20 protein-coding genes and 1 pseudogene are annotated in these 20,196 nt (G+C 67.7%); 14 read left to right on the top strand and 7 right to left on the bottom strand.

Translation table 11 applies throughout. From position 1 onward, the window contains the following. Positions 1–15: 15 nt before the first annotated feature. Both ACFQ0E_RS10720 and ACFQ0E_RS10715 read right to left on the bottom strand, forming a co-directional pair. A pseudogene (locus ACFQ0E_RS10720) lies at positions 16–857 on the bottom strand (NUDIX hydrolase). Positions 858–978: 121 nt separating this feature from the next. Next, positions 979–1,746: an FKBP-type peptidyl-prolyl cis-trans isomerase N-terminal domain-containing protein gene (locus ACFQ0E_RS10715; RefSeq protein ID WP_137852400.1), complete on the bottom strand. Its 768-nt coding sequence runs from the start codon at positions 1,744–1,746 to the stop codon at positions 979–981. A 214-nt stretch (positions 1,747–1,960) separates the two neighbouring features. On the opposite strand from ACFQ0E_RS10715, the gene ACFQ0E_RS10710 reads away from it, so the two are divergent. From ACFQ0E_RS10710 to nth, 3 genes are all read left to right on the top strand, one after another. After that, positions 1,961–2,773 (top strand): enoyl-CoA hydratase/isomerase family protein, encoded by an 813-nt coding sequence (locus tag ACFQ0E_RS10710; protein ID WP_386823634.1) that lies wholly within the window; start codon positions 1,961–1,963, stop codon positions 2,771–2,773. Next, on the top strand, positions 2,770–3,150 hold the full coding sequence (locus ACFQ0E_RS10705; protein ID WP_386823633.1) for a hypothetical protein: 381 nt from the start codon (positions 2,770–2,772) through the stop codon (positions 3,148–3,150). The genes ACFQ0E_RS10710 and ACFQ0E_RS10705 overlap by 4 nt, the downstream gene beginning before the upstream one ends. Positions 3,151–3,274: 124 nt before the next feature. Further along, positions 3,275–3,919, top strand: coding sequence for an endonuclease III (gene nth / locus ACFQ0E_RS10700; RefSeq protein WP_386824115.1), 645 nt, complete (start codon positions 3,275–3,277; stop codon positions 3,917–3,919). Positions 3,920–4,000: 81 nt separating this feature from the next. Here nth and ACFQ0E_RS10695 read toward each other — a convergent pair whose 3' ends face one another. Continuing rightward, positions 4,001–5,302, bottom strand: a complete 1,302-nt coding sequence (locus ACFQ0E_RS10695) for a porin (RefSeq protein ID WP_386823632.1) — start codon at positions 5,300–5,302, stop codon at positions 4,001–4,003. A gap of 344 nt (positions 5,303–5,646) precedes the next feature. On the opposite strand from ACFQ0E_RS10695, the gene pstS reads away from it, so the two are divergent. From pstS to rnt, 10 genes are all read left to right on the top strand, one after another. Then, entirely contained in the window at positions 5,647–6,681 is a 1,035-nt protein-coding gene (gene pstS / locus ACFQ0E_RS10690; RefSeq protein WP_386823631.1) for a phosphate ABC transporter substrate-binding protein PstS, read from the top strand. 241 nt (positions 6,682–6,922) lie between these two features. Further along, entirely contained in the window at positions 6,923–7,888 is a 966-nt protein-coding gene (gene pstC / locus ACFQ0E_RS10685) for a phosphate ABC transporter permease subunit PstC (RefSeq protein ID WP_386823630.1), read from the top strand. Positions 7,889–7,947: 59 nt separating this feature from the next. After that, positions 7,948–8,784: a phosphate ABC transporter permease PstA gene (gene pstA, locus ACFQ0E_RS10680; protein ID WP_386824113.1), complete on the top strand. Its 837-nt coding sequence runs from the start codon at positions 7,948–7,950 to the stop codon at positions 8,782–8,784. Between the two features lie 85 nt (positions 8,785–8,869). Continuing rightward, on the top strand, positions 8,870–9,664 hold the full coding sequence (pstB, locus tag ACFQ0E_RS10675) for a phosphate ABC transporter ATP-binding protein PstB (RefSeq protein ID WP_386824111.1): 795 nt from the start codon (positions 8,870–8,872) through the stop codon (positions 9,662–9,664). Between the two features lie 172 nt (positions 9,665–9,836). After that, positions 9,837–10,541, top strand: a complete 705-nt coding sequence (gene phoU, locus ACFQ0E_RS10670) for a phosphate signaling complex protein PhoU (RefSeq protein ID WP_386823629.1) — start codon at positions 9,837–9,839, stop codon at positions 10,539–10,541. A gap of 229 nt (positions 10,542–10,770) precedes the next feature. After that, a complete protein-coding gene (locus tag ACFQ0E_RS10665) occupies positions 10,771–11,328 on the top strand; it encodes an RNA polymerase sigma factor (RefSeq protein ID WP_386823628.1) in 558 nt (185 codons plus the stop codon). A gap of 84 nt (positions 11,329–11,412) precedes the next feature. After that, a complete protein-coding gene (locus tag ACFQ0E_RS10660) occupies positions 11,413–11,934 on the top strand; it encodes an EF-hand domain-containing protein (RefSeq protein WP_386823627.1) in 522 nt (173 codons plus the stop codon). A gap of 109 nt (positions 11,935–12,043) precedes the next feature. Next, complete coding sequence (locus ACFQ0E_RS10655; protein WP_386823626.1) at positions 12,044–12,898, top strand: HvfB family MNIO-type RiPP peptide maturase; 855 nt, start codon at positions 12,044–12,046, stop codon at positions 12,896–12,898. Next, positions 12,888–13,679 carry an HvfC family RiPP maturation protein gene (locus ACFQ0E_RS10650; RefSeq protein WP_386823625.1) on the top strand — a complete coding sequence of 264 codons (792 nt, stop codon included), beginning with the start codon at positions 12,888–12,890 and terminating at the stop codon, positions 13,677–13,679. The genes ACFQ0E_RS10655 and ACFQ0E_RS10650 overlap by 11 nt, the downstream gene beginning before the upstream one ends. A gap of 76 nt (positions 13,680–13,755) precedes the next feature. Further along, positions 13,756–14,391, top strand: coding sequence for a ribonuclease T (gene rnt / locus ACFQ0E_RS10645; RefSeq protein WP_386823624.1), 636 nt, complete (start codon positions 13,756–13,758; stop codon positions 14,389–14,391). A 74-nt stretch (positions 14,392–14,465) separates the two neighbouring features. Here the strand turns inward: rnt and ACFQ0E_RS10640 are convergent, their stop codons facing one another. Genes ACFQ0E_RS10640 through rlmB form a run of 3 tightly spaced genes read right to left on the bottom strand, consistent with a single transcriptional unit; the run spans position 14,466 to position 16,163 of the window. Next, a complete protein-coding gene (locus tag ACFQ0E_RS10640) occupies positions 14,466–15,194 on the bottom strand; it encodes a hypothetical protein (protein WP_386823623.1) in 729 nt (242 codons plus the stop codon). Beyond that, positions 15,131–15,388, bottom strand: a complete 258-nt coding sequence (locus ACFQ0E_RS10635; protein WP_386823622.1) for a CBU_0592 family membrane protein — start codon at positions 15,386–15,388, stop codon at positions 15,131–15,133. Before ACFQ0E_RS10635 ends, ACFQ0E_RS10640 begins: the two co-directional genes overlap by 64 nt. A 16-nt stretch (positions 15,389–15,404) precedes the next feature. Then, positions 15,405–16,163, bottom strand: coding sequence for a 23S rRNA (guanosine(2251)-2'-O)-methyltransferase RlmB (gene rlmB / locus ACFQ0E_RS10630; protein WP_386823621.1), 759 nt, complete (start codon positions 16,161–16,163; stop codon positions 15,405–15,407). Positions 16,164–16,249: 86 nt separating this feature from the next. Here rlmB and ACFQ0E_RS10625 point away from each other — a divergent pair, with 86 nt between their 5' ends. After that, positions 16,250–17,488, top strand: a complete 1,239-nt coding sequence (locus ACFQ0E_RS10625; RefSeq protein WP_386823620.1) for a TIGR03862 family flavoprotein — start codon at positions 16,250–16,252, stop codon at positions 17,486–17,488. Between the two features lie 68 nt (positions 17,489–17,556). On the opposite strand, the gene rnr is transcribed toward ACFQ0E_RS10625, so the two are convergent. Beyond that, positions 17,557–20,097 carry a ribonuclease R gene (gene rnr / locus ACFQ0E_RS10620; protein ID WP_386823619.1) on the bottom strand — a complete coding sequence of 847 codons (2,541 nt, stop codon included), beginning with the start codon at positions 20,095–20,097 and terminating at the stop codon, positions 17,557–17,559. Positions 20,098–20,196: the final 99 nt, after the last annotated feature.

Raw genomic sequence — 20,196 nt, 5'->3', positions numbered from 1 at the left:
CCGGGATGCGTCCGCTCAGGCGGATTCGCGCGCGAGTCGCTCGCGCAGGTTGAACAGGATCGAAGCGGTGACGCCCCAGATGCGATGCTGCGGCGCTTCGGGCGCGCTGCGGAATTCGAGCACGTGCCGCGTGCGCCCGCGATGCTGCAGCTCGATGCGCCGGAGGTTGTCGGGGTGCATCAGGAAATCGAGGCCGACCTCGAAGACTTCGGCGACTTCGCCGGGATCGGGCACCGGCTCGTAGTGCGGTTCGATGCAGGCCACCACCGGCAGCACGCGGAACCCGGTGATCGTGACGAGCGGATCGAGCAGGCCCAGCGGCACGACCAGCGACGGCGCCAGGCCGATTTCCTCCTGCGCTTCGCGCATCGCGGCGGCGATGGCATCGGCATCGTCGTGCTCGATGCGGCCGCCGGGAAAGCTCACCTGCCCGGCATGGTTGCGCAGGCTGTCGGTACGCCGGGTCAGCAATACCCGGGGGCCGTCCGCGCGCGGCACCAGGCCGACCAGCACGGCGGCATCGACCGCAGGGGCATCGCCGAGCAGGTCGGCGAGTTCGTCCAGGTTCCACGGCGATTGCGGCAGGGGCGCACCGGGCGCATGCAGGGCGCGGGACAATTGCGGCAATGACCAGGCCGGCGTCATCGGCGGACGGCGTCCAGCGGCAGCCCTGCGGCGTCACGGGCCTCGCGATCGGGCAGGATCACGGACATGAAGTGCTCGCGGGCGGCATCGCCCATCGACGACCACATCGCGATCTCGGTGCCTGTGCGCCGGCAACCGTCGCAATAGCCCTGCGGATCGAGGGTGCAGACGCCGATGCAGGGGGTGAGCATGGGACGCATGGGCGAGGTCATCGGCGCGGGAATGGGGGGGGGCGACAGGGGGGGCATCGGGTCACGATACGAAATCGCGGCCCGGAAACACATCACGCCGGGCGAACCGGCGTGATGCGGAACCACTGGGGCGAACCGCAGGTCAGTTGCGCGGCTGCGCGGCGCCCTGCTGCTGCGTCGGGGCCGCCACGACCGGACCGACGTTCACCAGCTTGATGTTGAACAGCACGACCTGGTTGGCCATCGGGCCGGCCTTCTCGATGCTGTCGCCGTGGGCGAGCTTGCCCGGGATCGCGACTTCCCAGCGGGCGCCGGACGGCATCTGCTGCAGCGCTTCGCGCAGGCCCGGCAGCGGGATCTCGCTCAGGCGCACGGTGACCGGACCGGCCGGCTGGCCTTCGCTGGCGACGCTGGTGTCGGCGACCACGGTGCCGTCGGGCAGCGTGCTCTTGAATTCGAGGGTGACCTGGTTGGCCTGGGTCGGCTTGGCGCCGCTGCCGGCCTCGACCACCTTGTACTGCACGCCGCTCGGCAGGACCTTCACGCCCGCCTTGCCCTTGTTCTGGGCCAGGTAGGTGTCGCCGTCGGCCTTGTTCTTGGCGGCGCGCTTCTCGAGTTCGGCCTTGTACTTGGCGGCCATGCGGGTGCGCAGGCCTTCCATCGCAGCCTGGAGCTGGTCTTCCGGCACCGCGACCTGCTTGCCGGCCATCGCGTCCTGCACGGCCTTGATGAAGGTGTTCATGTCGACCTGTTCGCCGCTGGCGACGATCGGCTGCAGGCTCATGCCGGCGCGGTAGCCAAGGGCGTAGCTGAGCTTGCCCTTGTCGGACGTGGTGTCCTGGGCCGAGACGGTACCCGCGGTCAGGGCCAGAGCCGCCAGGCTGGCGGCGACGAGCAGACGCAACTTCATTCAGTAACTCTCCGGGATGGGATATGCCGGGACTTCCCGGCAAGGATCGGGGCGGCCGAGCCGCCCCGGTATGGGTTCCATGAACAGCGGACTAGAATACTGTCCGCCGCACTTAACCGCCACTGAGGACTCCCCGTCCGACCGGCGGTCCGCCGACAAGTTCCCCGCCGCCGCCAGGCGGTCCATCCGACTCCGAACAAGGCCCCCGCGACCCATGAGCCAAGACGCCCAGCCCGCTCCCGTCCTGAAGATCGAAGACCGCCCCGTCGAAGGGCATGGCGTCGTCCGGGTGATCGCCGTCGACCGCCCCGAGCGCCTGAACGCCCTGAACTCGGCGACCCTGGACGCCCTGCATGCCGCCTTCGACGCGGCGGCGGCCGATCAGGCCGTGCGCGTGGTCGTGCTGACCGGCAGCGGCCCCAAGGCCTTCGTCGCCGGTGCCGACATCGCCGAGATGAGCGGTCTGACCCCGGCCGAGGCCCGCGACTTCTCGCTGCGCGGCACGCGGATGATGCGACGGGTCGAGAAGATGCCCAAGCCGGTGATCGCGATGGTCAACGGCTTCGCCCTCGGCGGCGGCCTGGAACTGGCCATGTGCTGCCACCTGCGGATCGCTGCCGAGACCGCGAAGGTCGGCCAGCCCGAGATCAACCTCGGCCTGATCCCCGGCTTCGGCGGCACCCAGCGCCTGCTGCGCCTGGCCGGCCGGGCCGCCACGCTCGAACTGTGCCTGCTCGGCACCCCGATCGACGCCGCCCGCGCGGCGCAGCTGGGCATCGTCAACCGCGTGGTCCCGGCCGCCGAGCTGCAGGCCGAGACGATCAAGGTCGCCGAACAGCTGGCCGCGTCCGCGCCGCTGGCCCTGCGCGGGATGATCGACTGCATCAACGTCGGCGGCGAATGCGGGCTGGAGGAAGGCCTGGAATACGAATCCGCGCAGTTCGGCCTGACCTTCTCGACCGAGGACATGCGCGAGGGCACGCATGCGTTCCTGGCGCGTCGCAAGCCGCGCTTCACCGGCCGATGAGCGCCGACGCCTGCCCGGTCTGTCGCGACAGCGGCGTCGCGGCGCTGGCCGATGCCGTCGCCGCAGACAACCTGGATGGTGCGATCGAACGCGGCCTGCTGGCATTTGAAGCGCCATCGGCTGGTTGCGATGCCTGCGCGCCGCGAGTTGCGGCCGTGCTGGCCGCCCGCGATGCGCGCCTGCGCGCGCTGGCCGCGCGTGAACGCTATCGGGCGCGACAGACTCGGCTGGCGGAGCGCGCGGAAGCGAAGGCTCGGCGTCGCGCAGCCGCACTGCCGCCGACCGACCAGCCGAAAGCCGCCCCCGCCCTGCCCTCCGCCGCGCTGGCCGCGCTCGCACGCGCGAAGGCCAAGGCTGCGGCGAAACGATCCGACTGAGCCGCGCATGGCGACGAAGAAGACCGCGAACACCGCAGCCAAGGCCACCCGGAAAGCGGCGAAGAAGGCCGTGAAGAACGCCGTGAAGAAAAAAGCGCCCGGCAGGCGTGCGCCGCGCGGCGGCATGCCGCCCGAGGACATCCAGGTGATGTTCGAGCGCCTGCGCGAGCTGAATCCGCATCCGCAGACCGAGCTGGAATACACGACGCCCTTCGAGCTGCTGGTCGCAGTGGTGCTGTCGGCACAGGCCACCGATGTCGGCGTGAACAAGGCCACGCGGCGGCTGTATCCGGTCGCGAACACGCCGCAGGCGATCGCCGCGCTCGGCGTGGAACGGCTGAAGTCGTACATCTCGACGATCGGGCTGTTCAACACCAAGGCCGCCAATGTGATCACGCTGTGCGAACGGCTGGTCGCCGAGCACGGCGGCGAGGTGCCGCGCGACCGCGAAGCGCTGGAAGCGCTGCCCGGGGTCGGCCGCAAGACCGCGAACGTGGTGCTGAACACCGCCTTCGGCGAGCCGACGATGGCGGTCGATACGCACATCTTCCGCGTGTCGAACCGAACGGGGCTGGCGCCGGGCGCGAACGTGCTCACGGTGGAGCGCGCGCTGCTCGCGCGCGTGCCAGCTGAATTCCTGCAGGATGCGCACCACTGGCTGATCCTGCATGGCCGCTACACCTGCAAGGCGCGCCGGCCCGAATGCTGGCGCTGCCCGATCCGGGATGTCTGCCGGTTCAAGGACAAGAGCGAACACGGCGAGGCATAGCGGATCCGCGCATCGTGCTCCGAAAAAAACGAAACCCCGGCATGCCGGGGTTTCGTTCGACTTCGATCGGAGAGAGATCGATCAGAAGCTGAACTGGGTGCGCAGTGCGTACTGCGCGGTCTCGTCGCCGTTCACTTCGTTCTCGCCCTTCGTGTAGTTGAGCATGAAGCGCAGGTTCGGGTTGACGTAGTAGTTCAGGCCGAGCAGCCAGCTGCTGGCTTCGCGGTTGCGGATGTCCTTGTTCTCGATCGTGTCGTAGCGCGCGGTCAGTTCCCACAGACCGTTCTCGCCGACCTTCGGCGAGCCGAAGAAACCGGTGGCGGACTTGTACGGCTTGTGGCCGCCGTTGAGCATCCAGCTACCCTGCAGGTACCAGGTCACCACGTCCTGGTCCGGGGCGCGGAAGGGCTGCTCGAACGTGGACTGCACGTATTCGCCCTGGAAGAAGGTCGGGCCGAACGAGCCCGCGACTTCGGCGGCATAGGCGGTGATCTTGTCGCCGGACAGACCGTTGACGCTGGCGATGGTCTGCGACGGACCGCGACGACCGGCGTACGACACGCTGGCGCTGGTGGTGGCCGAGCCCTGGTTCAGATCCTCGATGCTGAACCATGCACCCAGGTGCAGGGTCGCGTTGTCGCGGTTGATCGGCGCCCAGGTGAAGCGACCGGCAGCGCCGACGCCTTCATTGCGCACGCCAGCCGCGCCGCGCAGGTTGAAGACCGAGAGACCTGCGGTGTAGCTGTCGGTGCTGCGCTGGTAGCCCACGCCCTGCTGGAACTGGCGACCATTGAACAGGCCCGTGGCCGAAGCGAACGGGCGCTCCATCATCAGCAGTTCGTTCGAGCTGGTCAGCTCTTCCATCGAACGGTACGGCTTGAAATGGCCGATGGTGAACTTGCCGCCGAGCGCGTTCTTCGCGATGTAGAGATCGCGCAGGCCGTCGAGGTTGGTGCCGGCGCCGAAATCCTGCTCCATCACGTAGTCCCAGCCCAGCGCCTTGCCCTTGAGGGTCAGGCGCGCGCGGCGGAACTCGGTGGTGCCGGTCGTCGCCGCGATGTCGCGGTCGAAGGCATAGGCGTCGAAATGGATGCGGCCACCGAGCTGGGCTTCGAACTTCTTGTCCGGGGACGTGATCTTGATGCCGCCCTTGGTCTCGACGGCCGGCGTCTTGGCCGACATGTCATCAAGGCGCTGGGCAGTGTCGATGTTGACGTCGGACTGCGCATCCGTGCGCTCTTCGAGCGACTGGACCTTTTCCATCAGCTCGGCGATCTGCGCCTTGAGGGCCTCGATTTCGCTGTCGCGGGACTGGGCCGACGCATCGAGGCTGGTACCGGCGAGCGCGGCGCCGACGGCGAGCGCGAGAAGGGAATAACGCATGGTGATGTCCTGAGTGGGAATAAATGAGCGGGACTGCGACCGCACCCGCCGGAGGCCGGATGACCGAGGCGGGGAGTCGTTAAGGCCTTGTGAAACCGGGGCAGCTTGCGGCCAAATTCTGACAATCGCGTGTGCCGGACATGACCGTTCGATGACTGCGGTAACAGCGCCCGTCCGGGCACGAAGCCGTGCTGAGAGGTACGGTCGCGCCTTGCCGGTACGCCGGGAACGGATCATGGCAGTCGCGTGAAATTGTAACTTCACTGTCATGTTCGAAACACACGGCTGTCATGCGGGTCCGATGGAATGTGCGCCAACCGGGTGCGTCCCGGTCAGTCACCCTCATGAGGAGCACCTCCGTGTTCAAGTCGTTCAAACTGCAGGCTGCCGCGCTGATCCTGGCCGGCGGCACCCTCTTCAACGCCCACGCCAACGACATCACCGGCGCCGGCGCCACCTTCGTGTTCCCGGTCATGACCAAGTGGTCGGCCGACTACGCCAAGGCGAAGAACGTGCGCGTCAACTACCAGTCCATCGGTTCCGGCGGCGGCATCGCCCAGATCAAGGCCGGCACGGTCGACTTCGGTTCGTCCGATGCCCCGCAGAAGCCGGAAGACCTGGCGAAGGCCGGCCTGGCCCAGTTCCCCTCGGTGATCGGCGGCGTGGTGCCGGTGGTCAACATCCCGGGCGTGGCCTCGGGCGCGATGAAGTTCGACGGTCCGCTGCTGGCCGACATCTTCCTGGGCAAGATCACGATGTGGGACGACCCGCGCATCGCCGCGCTGAACGGCGGCGTGAAGCTGCCGTCGCTGAAGATCACCATCGTGCGCCGTTCCGATGGCTCGGGCACCACCTTCAACTTCACCAACTACCTGTCGAAGGTCAGCGGCGACTGGAAGTCGACGGTCGGCGAAGGCAACTCGGTCAAGTGGCCGGTCGGCGTGGGCGGCAAGGGCAACGAAGGCGTGGCCGCGTTCGTCAAGCAGATCCGCGGCGGCATCGGCTACGTCGAGTTCTCGTACGCGCTGCAGAACAAGCTGACCTACGTCCGCATGAAGAACGCCGCCGGCAACTTCGTGCTGCCGAACGACGAAACCTTCCAGGCCGCCGCCGCGAGCGCCAACTGGGCCTCGGCGAAGGACTTCTACCTGGTCATGACCAACGCCCCGGGCGAGCAGGCCTGGCCGATCGCCGCGACCAACTTCATCCTGATGTACAAGAAGCCGAAGAATGCCGCCGGCGCCAAGGCCGCCAAGGAATTCTTCCGCTGGGTGTACGCCAACGGCGATGCCCAGGCCAAGTCGCTCGACTACGTGCCGCTGCCGGACGCGCTGGTCAAGCAGATCGAAGCCTACTGGGCCAAGACCATGCCCTACTGATCCCCCGGGATCGGCCCTCACGGGATCGAAACACACGACGGCGGGCCTTCGGGCCCGCTTTCGTTTGCCAGCCCGGCGGACCCTCGGGCGGGCATGCGACGGATTCATGACGAAACCGTTCGCGCTGTCATACAGCCGCAACACAAACATCATCTGATATGCGCACCAAGCGCCATCCCCCAGAACCGAACGCCGCAGGGACGCGACGTCTGTCATTCCTTTTCCGGACCCCGGCCCAGCGATGAGCACCGCCGAACTGACCCTTCCCAATCCGCACCGCGACCGTCGCGATACCCGCAACGACCGCGTGTTCAAGACCGTCCTCACCCTGGTCGCGATCTTCGTCCTGTTCAGCCTCGCCGGCGCCGCGCTGTCGATGCTCTGGGGCGGGCGCAGCGTGCTCGCGTCGCAGGGCCTGGACTTCTTCTTCTCCAGCGACTGGAACCCGGTCGAGAACAAGTACGGCGCGCTGGTGCCGATCTACGGCACGGTCGTCACCGCGATCATCGCGATGCTGATCTCGGTGCCGGTGAGCTTCGGCATCGCCTTCTTCCTGACCGAAGTCGCGCCGCGCTGGCTGCGCACGCCGATCGGCACCGCGATCGAACTGCTCGCCGGCATCCCGTCGATCATCTACGGCATGTGGGGATTCTTCATCCTGATGCCGGTGATGCGCGACCACCTGATTCCGTGGATGAACGACAACCTCGGGCCGCTGCCGGTGATCGGCGCGCTGTTCCAGGGGCCGCCGATCGGCGCAGGCATGCTGACCTCGGGCCTGGTGCTCGCGATCATGGTCATCCCCTTCATCTCCTCGGTGATGCGCGACGTGTTCCTCACCGTGCCGGGTCGCCTGAAGGAATCGGCCTACGCGCTGGGTTCCACGCGCTGGGAAGTGGTCTGGGACATCGTCCTGCCCTACACCCGCTCCGCGGTGATCGGCGGCATCTTCCTCGGCCTCGGCCGCGCGCTGGGTGAAACCATGGCGGTGGCCTTCGTGATCGGCAACAACGTCGCCTTCACCAAGTCGCTGCTCGAACCCAGCACCACCATCGCCGCGCTGATCGCCAACGACTTCGGCGAAGCCACGGCCGACTACCGCGCCGCGCTGCTGCTCCTCGGCTTCGTGCTGTTCCTCGTCACTTTCGTCGTGCTGGCGCTGGCGCGCCTGATGCTGATGCAGCTGTCGCGCAAGGAGGGCAACTGATGAACGCCAGCAGCAACCCCGCTTTCTCGCTGTCGCCCGAGACGCGCAGGCTGTACCGGATGCGCGACGTCAAGAACGCTGTCGCCATCCTCTTCGCCTGCGCCACTGCGGTGTTCGGCCTGTTCTTCCTCGGCTGGATCCTCTGGACCCTGCTGCAGAAGGGCATCGCCGGCATCGACCTGGCGCTCTTCACGATGGACCAGCCGGCGCCGATGGAAGTCGGCGGCCTGCGCAATGCCTTCATCGGCAGCATCCTGATGTGCGGCATGGGCATCCTGCTCGGCACGCCGATGGGCATTGCGGCAGGCACCTGGCTGGCCGAGTACGGCAACCACCGCAAGCTGGGCACCGTGGTCCGTTTCGTCAACGACATCCTGCTGTCCGCGCCGTCGATCGTGCTGGGCCTGTTCGTCTACGCGATCTTCGTCATGCAGTTCAGCCAGGGCCAGTTCTCCGCCATTGCCGGTGCGGTCGCGCTGGGTTTCATCGTGCTGCCGGTGGTGGTCCGCACCACCGACGAAATGCTGCGCCTGGTGCCGGCGCAGATGCGCGAAGCCGCGCTGTCGCTGGGCGTGCCGCAGTGGAAGGTGATCGTGCAGGTGCTGTACCGCTCGGCGCTGCCGGGCATCGTCACCGGCGTGCTGCTCGCGCTGGCGCGCATCTGCGGCGAAACCGCGCCGCTGCTGTTCACCGCGTTCGGCAACAACTTCTTCAGCCTCGACATCACCCAGCCGATGGCCGGCGTGCCGCTGGTCATGAACCAGTACGCCGCCAGTCCCTTCGACAACTGGATCGAGATCGCCTGGGCCGGCGCGCTCGTGCTGACCCTGTTCGTGCTCGCGGTCAGCCTGGTCGCACGCGCGATCCTGCTCCGCAACAAGATCACCCATGACTGATACGTACACGACCGAAGCCTCCGGAACCATCGACATGAACGACACCGCGACCCCCATCGCTTCGAACGATCACGGCGCGCAGCGGATGGGCATCGCCGCCACGCATCGCGAGGCCGGGCCGGCGACGCCGGTCAAGCTCAGCGCGCGCGGCCTGAACTTCCACTACGACAAGTTCCACGCGCTGAAGAACATCGACCTGGACATCCCCGAGAAGCGCGTCACCGCGCTGATCGGCCCGTCGGGCTGCGGCAAGTCGACCCTGCTGCGCATCTTCAACCGCATCTATGCGCTGTACCCGAAGATGACGGCCAGCGGCCAGGTACTGCTGGACGGCGAGAACATCCTCGACGACAAGTACCCGATGAATCGGCTGCGCAGCCGCGTCGGCATGGTGTTCCAGAAGCCGGTCCCGTTCCCGATGACGATCTTCGAGAACGTGGCCTACGGCATCCGCCACCACGAGCGCATGTCGAAGGCGGACATGGCCGCGCGCGTCGAGGAGGCCCTGCGCCAGGCGGCGCTGTGGGACGAAGTGAAGGACAAGCTCAACCAGAGCGCGCTGGGCCTGTCCGGCGGCCAGCAGCAGCGCCTGTGCATCGCGCGCGCGGTCGCGCTGCGTCCCGACGTGCTGCTGCTCGACGAACCGACCTCGGCGCTCGACCCGATCTCGACCAGCCGCATCGAGCAGCTGATCGAAGAGCTCAAGCAGAAGTACACGATCGCGATCGTCACCCACAACATGCAGCAGGCGGCGCGCGTGTCCGATTACACCGCCTTCATGTACCTGGGCGACCTGATCGAGCACGACGTGACCGAGAAGATCTTCTCCAAGCCCTCGAAGCAGCAGACCGAGGACTACATCACCGGGCGATTTGGGTAAGGCAGGCCGCCTGCGCGGCACTGCCGCGCGGCCTGCCGAACGCCCGGCCACGGACGGCCGGGCCGGACTTGCCGGAGGCATCACTGCCTCGCCATGGACGGCATCGCCAAGTCGCGAACGACGCGTTGCATCGCTGCAAACCGCCCAATCCCACTTTCGACGAGACAGCACCATGAACAGCCAACCCCACGACCACATCCTCAAGAGCCACGACGAGGAACGCCGGATCCTGCTGGAGGAGATCCTGCGCATGGGCGAGATCGCCGCCTCGCAGCTCGAAGCCGCGCTGGACGTGGTGGAACGGCGCGACGGCAAGGCCGCCGAGCGGATCATCGCCAACGACGAAGAAATCGACGCGCTGGAACTGCGGGTCAGCCACGACGCGATGAAACTCGCACTGCGCGGTCCGCTCGCGCGCGACCTGCGCGAGATCCTCGCGGCGCTGCGCATCGCCTCGGACATCGAGCGGATCGGCGACTACGCATCGAACATCGCCAAGCGTTCGATGGCGCTCAACCTGTCCCCGCCGCTGCCGCATACCCGCGGCCTCGGCAGCCTCGGCCGGCTGGTCGTTCGCCAGGTCCGCGCCGTGCTGCAGGCCTATCGCGATGGCGACGCCATGGCGGCCGAAACGATTCGCGCCGACGACGCCGAAATCGATGCCGCATACACCGGCCTGTTCCGCGAGCTGCTGACCTACATGATGGAAGACCCCCGGGTCATCACGCCCTGCACCCACCTGCTGTTCATGGCGAAGAACCTGGAGCGCGTGGGCGACCATGCGACCAACATCGCCGAGAACATCTGGTTCCAGGAACACGGCGAAGGCCCGATGCCGCCGCGCGAGAAGCGCGACGAGACCAGCAGCGCCGCCTGATCCGATCGCCCCCTCACGATCGATCAAGACCGATCGGCCCATCCCGGCCGATCGGTATCGCCGCCCGGCCCTGCCCGGACGCGGCCCCCTGCCTGCCGTCGATCGGCCGAGCCTAAACCGGACCTGAACCCGGACGCTCCCGGGACGCAACCGTCCCCTGCCCGTCTAACTCTTTGTGCACAAACGCGGCCTTGTTCCCGCGTACAGTGCGCAACCGAGGAGAGACACGGTGCAGGATCCGGGATTCCAGATGGCCCTCCAGCAGGCACGCCAGGGAGACAGGCAGTCGCTCGAACAGGTGCTGGCGCGTTCGCGTCAGGACCTCCGGCGCTACGCCGAATACCACTGCGCGATCAACGACGTCGAGGACGCCGTGCAGGAAAGCCTGCTGCTGGTGTCGCGCAAGCTCGCCAGCCTGCGCGAACTGGGCGCCTATGCCTCCTGGCTGTTCCGGATCGTCAAGCGCGAGTGCAACCGCATGAAGCGCGCCGCCCGCATCCTGCTGCTCCAGCCATCGGACCTCGAAGAGCTCGAAGGGCCGCACTACCCTGCCCCGACCGGCCTGCTGCGCGATGTCGCGCATGCGCTCGCCAGGCTACCGGCCCATTACCGCGATGCCATCCTGATGCGCGACCTCGAAGGCCGCAGCATCGCCGAAATCGCCGCTGAACTGTCGCTGCATCCCGAAGCGGCGAAGGCGCGCATCCACCGCGCCCGCAGCCTCGCCAGACACTATCTTTCGCCGTCCGACGCCGATGGCGTCCCGGCCCTCGCCGCGGACGGTTGACCCCGCCCCGCGTCATGCCCCACGGTGTGCCCTCGCATTCCGAGACCCCGCCAACACGTTCCACCACCACTCAGGAGAGACCCGATGTCGAATACCAAGACCACCGCCAAGAAACCCGTCACCCTCGCGATGACCGCCACCCTCGCCGGCGGCCTGCTGCTGACCGGCTCCACCTTCGCCTCGACCCACCTCGCCCAGGGCTACCTGCTCGGCGCCGACGCGGCCGCGAAGGCCGTCGAAGGCAACTGCGGCGGTGCCAAGCCGACCGAAGGCAAGTGCGGCGAGGGCAAGTGCGGTGGCGAGAAGGCCGCCGAAGGCAAGTGCGGCGAAGGCAAGTGCGGCTTCGCCAAGCTCGACACCAACAAGGACGGCAAGATCTCAAAGGCCGAATACGACGCGGCCCACAAGAACGGCGGCGGCAACTTCGCCAAGCACGACACCAACAAGGACGGCAGCATCAGCGCCGAGGAGTTCAAGGCCGCGCACGAAGGCAAGTGCGGTGAAGGCAAGTGCGGCGGCGCCAAGGCCGGCGAAGGCAAGTGCGGTGGCGACAAGAAGGCCGCCGAAGGCAAGTGCGGCGAAGGCAAGTGCGGCGGTTCGATCTGATCGGCACGCGCTGATCGATCCAGACGCAGGGCCGCCGTCGGCGACGGCGGTCCACCGGGGCGGTCGCCATGCGGCCGCCCTTCGCCCCGACAATTCCCCCGTTCAAACCATGACGCCGACGCCCCTCGCACCCGACTCGGCCGGTCTCGGCCTGCGCCGCACGCTCCTGCCCGACATGCGCCGGGCTGCGTCCGGCGGCTTCGATTTCGTCGAGGTCGCACCCGAGAACTGGATCGGCGTCGGCGGCGCGCTCGGCGACGGCTTCGCCGATCTCGCGTCGCGCTATCCGGTGGTCTGCCACGGCCTGTCGTTGTCGGTCGGTGGCCCCGCCCCGCTCGACGAGACCTTCCTGGCCAAGGTCCGCCGCTTCATGGACACCCACCGCTGCCCGCTCTACAGCGAACACCTCAGCGCCTGTGGCGACAGCCGCGGCCAGCTCTACGACCTGCTGCCCCTGCCCTTCAGCGAGGAATCCGTGGCCCATGTCGCCGCGCGCATCCGCCGGGTGCAGGACATCCTCGGCCAGCGGATCGCGATCGAGAACATTTCCTACTACGCCGCGCCGTTCCAGAAGATGCGCGAGATCGATTTCGTCAACGCCGTGCTCGCCGAGGCCGACTGCCTGCTGCTGCTCGACGTGAACAACATCGTGGTCAACGCCACCAACCACCGCTACGACCCGTCTGAGTTCCTCGCCGCGCTGCCGGGCAAGCGTGTCGCCTACATCCACGTCGCCGGCCACTACGACGAGGCCGAGGACCTCAAGGTCGACACCCACGGCAGCGCAGTCAATGCCCAGGTCTGGGGCCTGCTCGAAGAGGCGTATCGCCGCTTCGGTCCGCGCCCGACCCTGCTGGAACGCGATTTCAACCTGCCGCCGTTCGAGGACCTGCTCGACGAACTCGGCCAGGTGCGTCGCCGGATCGCCGGCGCAGGGGCACGGAAGCAGCGTCATGCCGCCTGAGTCCGCCGCGCAGCCTGTGACCGACACCCTCGCCGCGCAGCAGGACGCGCTGGCCGCGCACATCCGCGACCCCGACCGCGTGCCGCCACCGCCGGGCATCGAGGAGCGCCGGCTGAAGATCTACCGCGACCTGTTCTTCAACAACGTGGAGAGCCTGCTCGCCGGCAACTTCCCGGTGCTGCGCCGCATCCACGGCGACGCCGGCTGGCGCATGCTGATCCGCGATTTCTACCGCGACCACGACTGCCAGACCCCGCTGTTCACCGAGCTGGCGCGCGAGTTCATGCGCTACCTCGAAGCCCGCGCGGACACCGATGCCGGCCACGACGACCCGCCCTGGCAGCGCGAGCTGGCGCATTACGAGTGGGTCGAGCTGGCCCTGCAGATCAGCGAGGCGCGCGTCGAGGATGCCGCCCATGATCCGGATGGCGACCTGCTGGCCGGTGCGCCGGTGGTGTCGCCCCTGGCCTGGCCACTGGCCTATGCCTGGCCGGTCCACCGCATCGGACCGGAATACCAGCCGGAGACACCACCCGAGGCCCCGACCCTGCTGATGCTGCGCCGCGAACCCGACGGCAACGTCAGCTTCCACGCGCTCACCCCGCTGGTGTTCCGCCTGCTGCAGCGGCTGGAGGAGTTGCCGGCGCTGTCCGGCGAGGCGCAGCTGCGCGCCCTCGCCGCCGAGGCCGGCACGCCGGATGTGGATGCCTTCCTGGCCGAGGGCGCCGGCATGCTCGCCACCCTGCGCGCCGAGGGCACCCTGCTGGGCACCGCGACCTGAAGCGCAGGGCGCGCGGGTCGACCGGTTCGCGACACCGCCATCCGGCGGCATGGACGGGTCTGCTACCCTTTCGCGCATGAGCGAAACACCCGTGGCTTCCGTCCCCCTCGTCCGCAGAAAGATGTCCGAACGTTTCCGGGGTTACCTGCCGGTCGTCGTGGACGTCGAGACCGGCGGTTTCGACTGGAACCGCCACGCGCTGCTGGAGATCGCGGTCCAGCCGGTCGATCTCGACGACGAGGGCCGCCTGGTGCCTGGCGACATGGCCAGCGCGCACCTCGTCCCGGCACCGGGCACCGAGATCGACCCCAAGTCGCTGCAGGTCACCGGCATCAAGCTGGACCATCCGTTCCGCCTCGCCAAGCCCGAGAAGGACGCACTGGACCACGTCTTCGCCACCGTGCGCGCCGCCGTGCGCAAGCACGACTGCCAGCGCGCGATCCTGGTCGGCCACAACGCCCACTTCGACCTGAACTTCCTCAACGCGGCGGTCGCGCGCACGCAACACAAGCGCAACCCGTTCCACCCGTTCAGCGTGTTCGACACCGTCAGCCTCGCCGGCATCGCCTACGGCCAGACCGTGCTCGCCCGCGCCGTCATGGCCGCCGGCCTCAGCTGGAACAGCGACGAAGCGCACTCCGCCGTCTACGACACCGAACGCACCGCCGAGCTGTTCTGCAAGATCGTGAATGCGTGGCCGCAGATGGGTTGACATCCCCGGGCTGAGTCGGTTTCAAGCGCTGCCTTGGCAACCACGCGACAATCATTGGTTGCAGATCATGGACATCAGCGCGAAAAGGCCATGCAGACAACTTCGGCCCCCTTCCGCTGGCGACACACTTCGATCAGATCACCGAGGACTTCGAGGAGCCTGTCCGAAGTCATTCCATCCAGTGCGTATTCCTCGTTGTATCGCCAATATTCTCCCCATCTGCGACCCAGCCAACCGCCATATCGCACGCAGACCGGCTCTTCCTGATAGATCGACATGATCGTTTCATGCCATCTGGCGACAACCCTCTCCCACTCGCACTCAGGCAACCGAGCCAGACTACGCGCCAACTTTCGGTCGAGCTGCCAGACACCTTCCAGAAAGAAACCGTCGCGCGAATGGAGTGCCGGCTCAACTTCAAGCACCGTACCGAGCTCATCGAAAGCGCGTGGACTGACGCCGGCAAATGCAGAGGAACATCGGAATTCAGCCAGCGGAAGCATTCCTGCATGGAATCGCATTGCGTCATCGCAAACGAACAATACGCCTCCGCAATCAGTCTCCAGTGCGTTGCACTCGGGCACACGGGTTTGCTGCGTGTAATCGAAGCCACATCGCAACGGAAACAACATCAGCGTCTCGAGGTCGCACCATTCCAAGCTGCGCGGAATACGGAAGTGCGTGTAGAACTCACCAAATTCATCCGTCGGATCAAACACAAGCCCCCCATTCAGATCGGCTACTGCGGCTCCCTGCGCGCCCGCACACCCCGCACGATCCCGTACACGCTGATCGCGATCCACGTGCATTGCAGGAGGGCGACGGCGACGTTGAAGCCGCCGGCCAGCGAGACGAGGATGCAGCCGGAGCCGGCGATGTTCAGCCATTGATAGATGAGGCTGGTGCCCGACAGCCGGCCGCTCTGCAGCATGAAATAGCTGCCGACGACAATCGCCGTGCCGAGCAGGCCGACGAGGTCGTACCAGTGCAGGCTCATATCGATAGCGCCCCGGTCACTGCCGCTGCCGCACCGCCTCGAACAGCGCCACGCCGCTGGCAACGGAGACGTTGAGGCTTTCCACGCCCGGGGAATGCGCGAGGCCCGGCATCGGAATGGTGACGAGCTGGTCGCAGTGCTCGCGGGTCAGGCGACGCAGGCCGTCGGCCTCGCCGCCCAGGGCCAGCGCGACGTTGCCGCGCAGGTCGATCGAATACAGCGACGCGGTGGCTTCGCCGGCGAGGCCGTAGATCCACACGCCCATCTGCTGCAGGTCGCGCATCGCACGCGCGAGGTTGGTCACGCGCACCACCGGGATGCTGTCGGCGGCGCCGGCCGAGGTCTTGCGCACGGTGGCATTCACCTGCACGGCCTTGTCCTTGGGGATGACCACTGCGGTGACGCCCGCCGCGGCCGCGCTGCGCAGGCAGGCGCCGAGGTTGTGCGGGTCCTGCACGCCGTCCAGCACCAGCAGCAGGGCCTTGCCGGCGGCGGCCTCGACCAGTTCGGCCAGATCGTCTTCGTTGTAGGTCTTCGAGGCCGCGTAGCGCGCGACCACGCCCTGGTGGCGCAGGCCGCCGGCGACGCCGTCGAGCGCGTTGGTCGCGACCCGGCGCACGTCGATATCCTTGCGGCGGGCGTTTTCCTCGATCTCGGTCAGGCGCGGGTTCTTGGCACCGGCTTCGATCAGGACTTCGCGGACGTGGTCCGCATCGTGTTCGACCGCCGAGGCAACCGCATTGATGCCGGCGATCCATTGGGATGATTTGCTCATGGCGCTATTGTGCCCGGACCTCCGGGGATTTGCCCGCATCGCGCTATGATCCGCGCCCGCTCCGCCACCCACGCCCACCGCGTCCCATGACCAGCTCAGCTCCCGAAACCACCCGGATCGCGATCATCGGCGGCGGCCCCGCCGGGCTGATGGCGGCCGAGGTGGCGAACGCGGCCGGGCTGCAGGTCGATCTGTTCGAGGCCAAGGGCTCGGTCGGCCGCAAGTTCCTGATCGCCGGCAAGGGCGGGCTCAACCTGACCCACGGCGAAGCGCGGCCGGCCTTCGATGCGCGCTACGGCGAGCGCGCCGCCGAGCTTGCGCGCTGGCTCGACGCCTTCGACGGCGAGGCGTTGCGCGACTGGGCGCGCGGCCTGGGCGTGGAGACCTACGTCGGCAGCTCCGGCCGCGTATTTCCGAACGACCGCAAGGCCGCGCCGCTGCTGCGCGGCTGGGTGCGGCGCCTGCGCGAGGCCGGCGTGCGTTTCCACGTCCAGCACCGCTGGCTGGGCTGGACCGACGACGGCGCGCTGCGCTTCGCCACGCCCGACGGCGAGCGCATCGTGCGCGCGGACGCGACCGTGCTCGCCCTTGGCGGCGCGAGCTGGCCGGAACTGGGCTCGGACGGCACGTGGGTGGACCTGCTCGCCGCGCGCGGCATCGACATCGCCCCGCTGCGCGCATCGAACTGCGGCTTCGACATCGGCTGGAGCGCCGTGCTCGCGGAGAAACACGCCGGCGCGCCGTTGAAACCGGTGGTCGCGCACTGGACCGACGACGCTGGCGCACCGCAATCGCTGCAGGGCGAATGCGTGCTCACCGCGACCGGCGTCGAAGGCAGCCTGATCTACGCGCTGTCGGCAATGCTGCGCGAACGCATCGCCCGCGATGGTGAAACGACACTGTGGCTCGACCTCGCACCGGGTCGCGACGAAGCGCGCCTGGTTCGCGACCTGCAGACGCCGCGCGGCAAGCGCAGCATCGGCGATCACCTCAAGCGCCAGACCGGTCTGGATGCCGCGAAGGCAGCGCTCGTCTTCGAAATGCTGCCGCGCGAGGCGATGAGCGACGCCACGCGCATCGCCTCGACGATCAAGCGCTGCCCGCTGCACCTGCGCGCCACGCGCCCGGTCGCCGAAGCCATCAGCACCGCCGGCGGCGTGCGTCTGGAAGCGCTCGACGATTCGCTGCAATTGAAGTCGATGCCCGGCGTGTTCTGCACCGGGGAAATGCTCGATTGGGAAGCCCCCACCGGCGGCTATCTGCTCACCGCCTGCTTCGCCAGCGGCTTGATCGCCGGGCGTGGGGCGATCGCCGCAGCATCATAGGGTGCGCCTCGGCGCACCGCTTGAATTGCATCGACGTTCAAAGCCGGTGCGCCGAGGCGCACCCTATATCAATACTTCTGCTTTACCCGCTTCGCCGGCTGCCCGCGCGGCGGCGGTGGTTTCACACCGCGTTCCTCGGCGAGGCGGAAGTCGATCTTGCGCTCTTCCAGGCTGGCCTTGAGCACGACGATGCTGACGCGGTCGCCGAGGCGGAACACGCGGCCGACGCGTTCGCCGCTGAGCGTCTTGCGGATCGGGTCGAAGTGGTAGAAGTCATGCGGCAGCTGGGTAACGTGGACCAGACCGTTCACCTTCGAGGCGTCCAGTTCGACGAACAGGCCGAAGCTGGTGACGCCGCTGATGACGCCGTCGAACTCGCCGCCGATGTGCTTTTCCATCCACGCGGCACGGTAGCGTTCGTCGACCTCGCGCTCGGCCTCGTCGGCACGACGCTCGCGCTCGGAGCACTGCAGCGTCAGCGCGCCCATCGCGCCTTGCGAGTAGGCGAACGACTCGGCCTTGCCGCCGAGCAGCGCATGCTTGATCGCGCGATGCACCAGCAGGTCGGGATAGCGGCGGATCGGCGAAGTGAAATGCGCATAGGCCTCCAGCGCCAGGCCGAAATGGCCGACATTGTCCGGCGAATACACCGCCAGCGACTGCGAGCGCAGCAGCACAGACTCCAGCAGCGTGGCGTCGGCACGGTCGCGGATCTTGGTCAGCAGCGCGGTGAAATCGCGCGGCTCGACCTTGGCCCAGGCCGGCATCCGCAGCTTGAACTCCTTCAGGAATTCGAGCAGATCGGCGTACTTGCTTTCCGGCGGCTTCTCGTGGATGCGATACGGCGCCGGGACCTTCTTTTTCAGCAGATAACGCGCAGCCTCGACATTGGCCGCGATCATGCATTCCTCGATCAGCTTGTGCGCGTCGTTGCGCTGGAGCATGCCGGCCTGCACGACCTCGCCCTGCGGACCCAGCACGAAACGCACCTCGCCGGATTCGAACTCGATGGCGCCACGCGCCTTGCGCGCCTTCGCCAGCAGCTGATAGAGCTGGTGCAGGCGCTCGACCTGCGGCATCAGCGAGCCGATTTTCGCGATCGCCTCTTCGTCACCCTCGCCCACCGCGTTCCAAACCTGGGTGTAGGTCAGGCGCGCATGCGAGTGCATCACGGCTTCGTAGAATTTCGACTTCGTGACCTCGCCGTCGAAATCGACCTGCATGTCGCAGACGAAGCACAGGCGGTCGACCTTCGGGTTGAGCGAGCAGATGCCGTTCGACAGGGTCTCCGGCAGCATCGGCACGACGAAACCCGGGAAATACACCGAGGTCGCGCGCAGCTGAGCTTCGTCGTCGAGCGGCGCACCGGGACGCACGTAATGCGACACGTCGGCGATGGCGACGATCAGGCGGAAGCCGGACTTGTTCGGTTCGCACCAGACCGCGTCGTCGAAATCCTTCGCGTCCTCGCCGTCGATGGTGACCAGCGGCAGTTTGCGCAGGTCGACGCGGCCTTCGATGTCGGCGGCGGTCACGTCCAGCGGTACCGCCATGGCTTCGGCGATCACCTGCGGCGGGAATTCGTGCGGCAGGTCGTGGCCGTGAATCGCGGCTTCGACCACCAGCGACGGCGTCAGCTTGTCGCCGAGCACGGTCAGCACGCGGCCGATCGGCGGGCGGTAGGCGTCGGGCGCATGGACGATCTCGCAGACGACCAACTGGCCGTTGCGCGCATCCATGCGGGCATCGGCGGGAATCTGCACGTTACGCTGGATGCGGGCGTCGTCTGGCACGACGTAGCTGATGCCGGCTTCGAGCGTGAAACGACCGATCAGGCGGGTGAGTCGCCGTTCGAGCACTTCGACGATGGCGCCTTCGCGACGGCCGCGACGGTCGAGCCCGGTGACGCTGACCATCACACGGTCGCCGTGCATGACCTTGCGCATCTCCATCGGCGGCAGGAACACGTCGTCGCCGCTCACCCCATCGGGACGCAGGAAGCCGAAGCCGTCGCGATTGGCGATGACCGTGCCGGGAATCAGGTCCAGGCGCTCGGCCGGGGCATAACCGCCACGGCGGTTCTGCAACAGCTGGCCGTCGCGGACCATGGCGCCGAGGCGCTTGCCCAGCGCCTCGCGGCGCTCGAAGGTGTCGAGCCCGAGAGCGTCGGCGATCGCTTCGGCCAGCATCGGACCATCGGCCTCGGCCAGCAGCTTGAGGATGGCCTCGCGACTGGGGATCGGATCGGCGTAGCGCTGGGCCTCGCGCGCGGCGTGCGGATCCTGGAAACGGACCGGCGCGGATTCAGGCGCGCGGGAGGGGCGGGACGCTGGCGCTGCGGCCGGTCGGGATGCACCGCGAGCGGCCGGCCTGGCCGGCGGCAGATCGGGCATCCACGGGGCGGTCTTCTTCGGCTTGCCACGGGAACCGGTCGCGGCCGGCGTGGCGGCGGAACGGTCGGGCTTGGCCGACTTGCCGGGCTTGCCTGACACGGCCTTCGCGACGTTGCGCGAGGAGCCCCGGGAAGCGGCATCGGCAGATGGAATGGATGCGCCGCTTGCGGCGCGCGTGGCACGAGGGCCCTTGCTCTTCTTGGTGTTTTTAGACATTGACAGCCAGTATACGTGCCCAGGCGGGGATCGGAACCGTCCGGAGCGACCGCCGGGCGGACACGGGTGCCCGGCGGAACCGAAAATTTTTTCGAAATC

Source organism: Lysobacter brunescens, from assembly GCF_042677005.1.
In the GTDB taxonomy this organism is placed as follows: Bacteria; Pseudomonadota; Gammaproteobacteria; order Xanthomonadales; family Xanthomonadaceae; genus Lysobacter_I; species Lysobacter_I brunescens.
The sequence above is the reverse complement of the archived record's forward strand: the minus strand, read 5'-3'. Positions and strand labels throughout refer to the sequence as shown.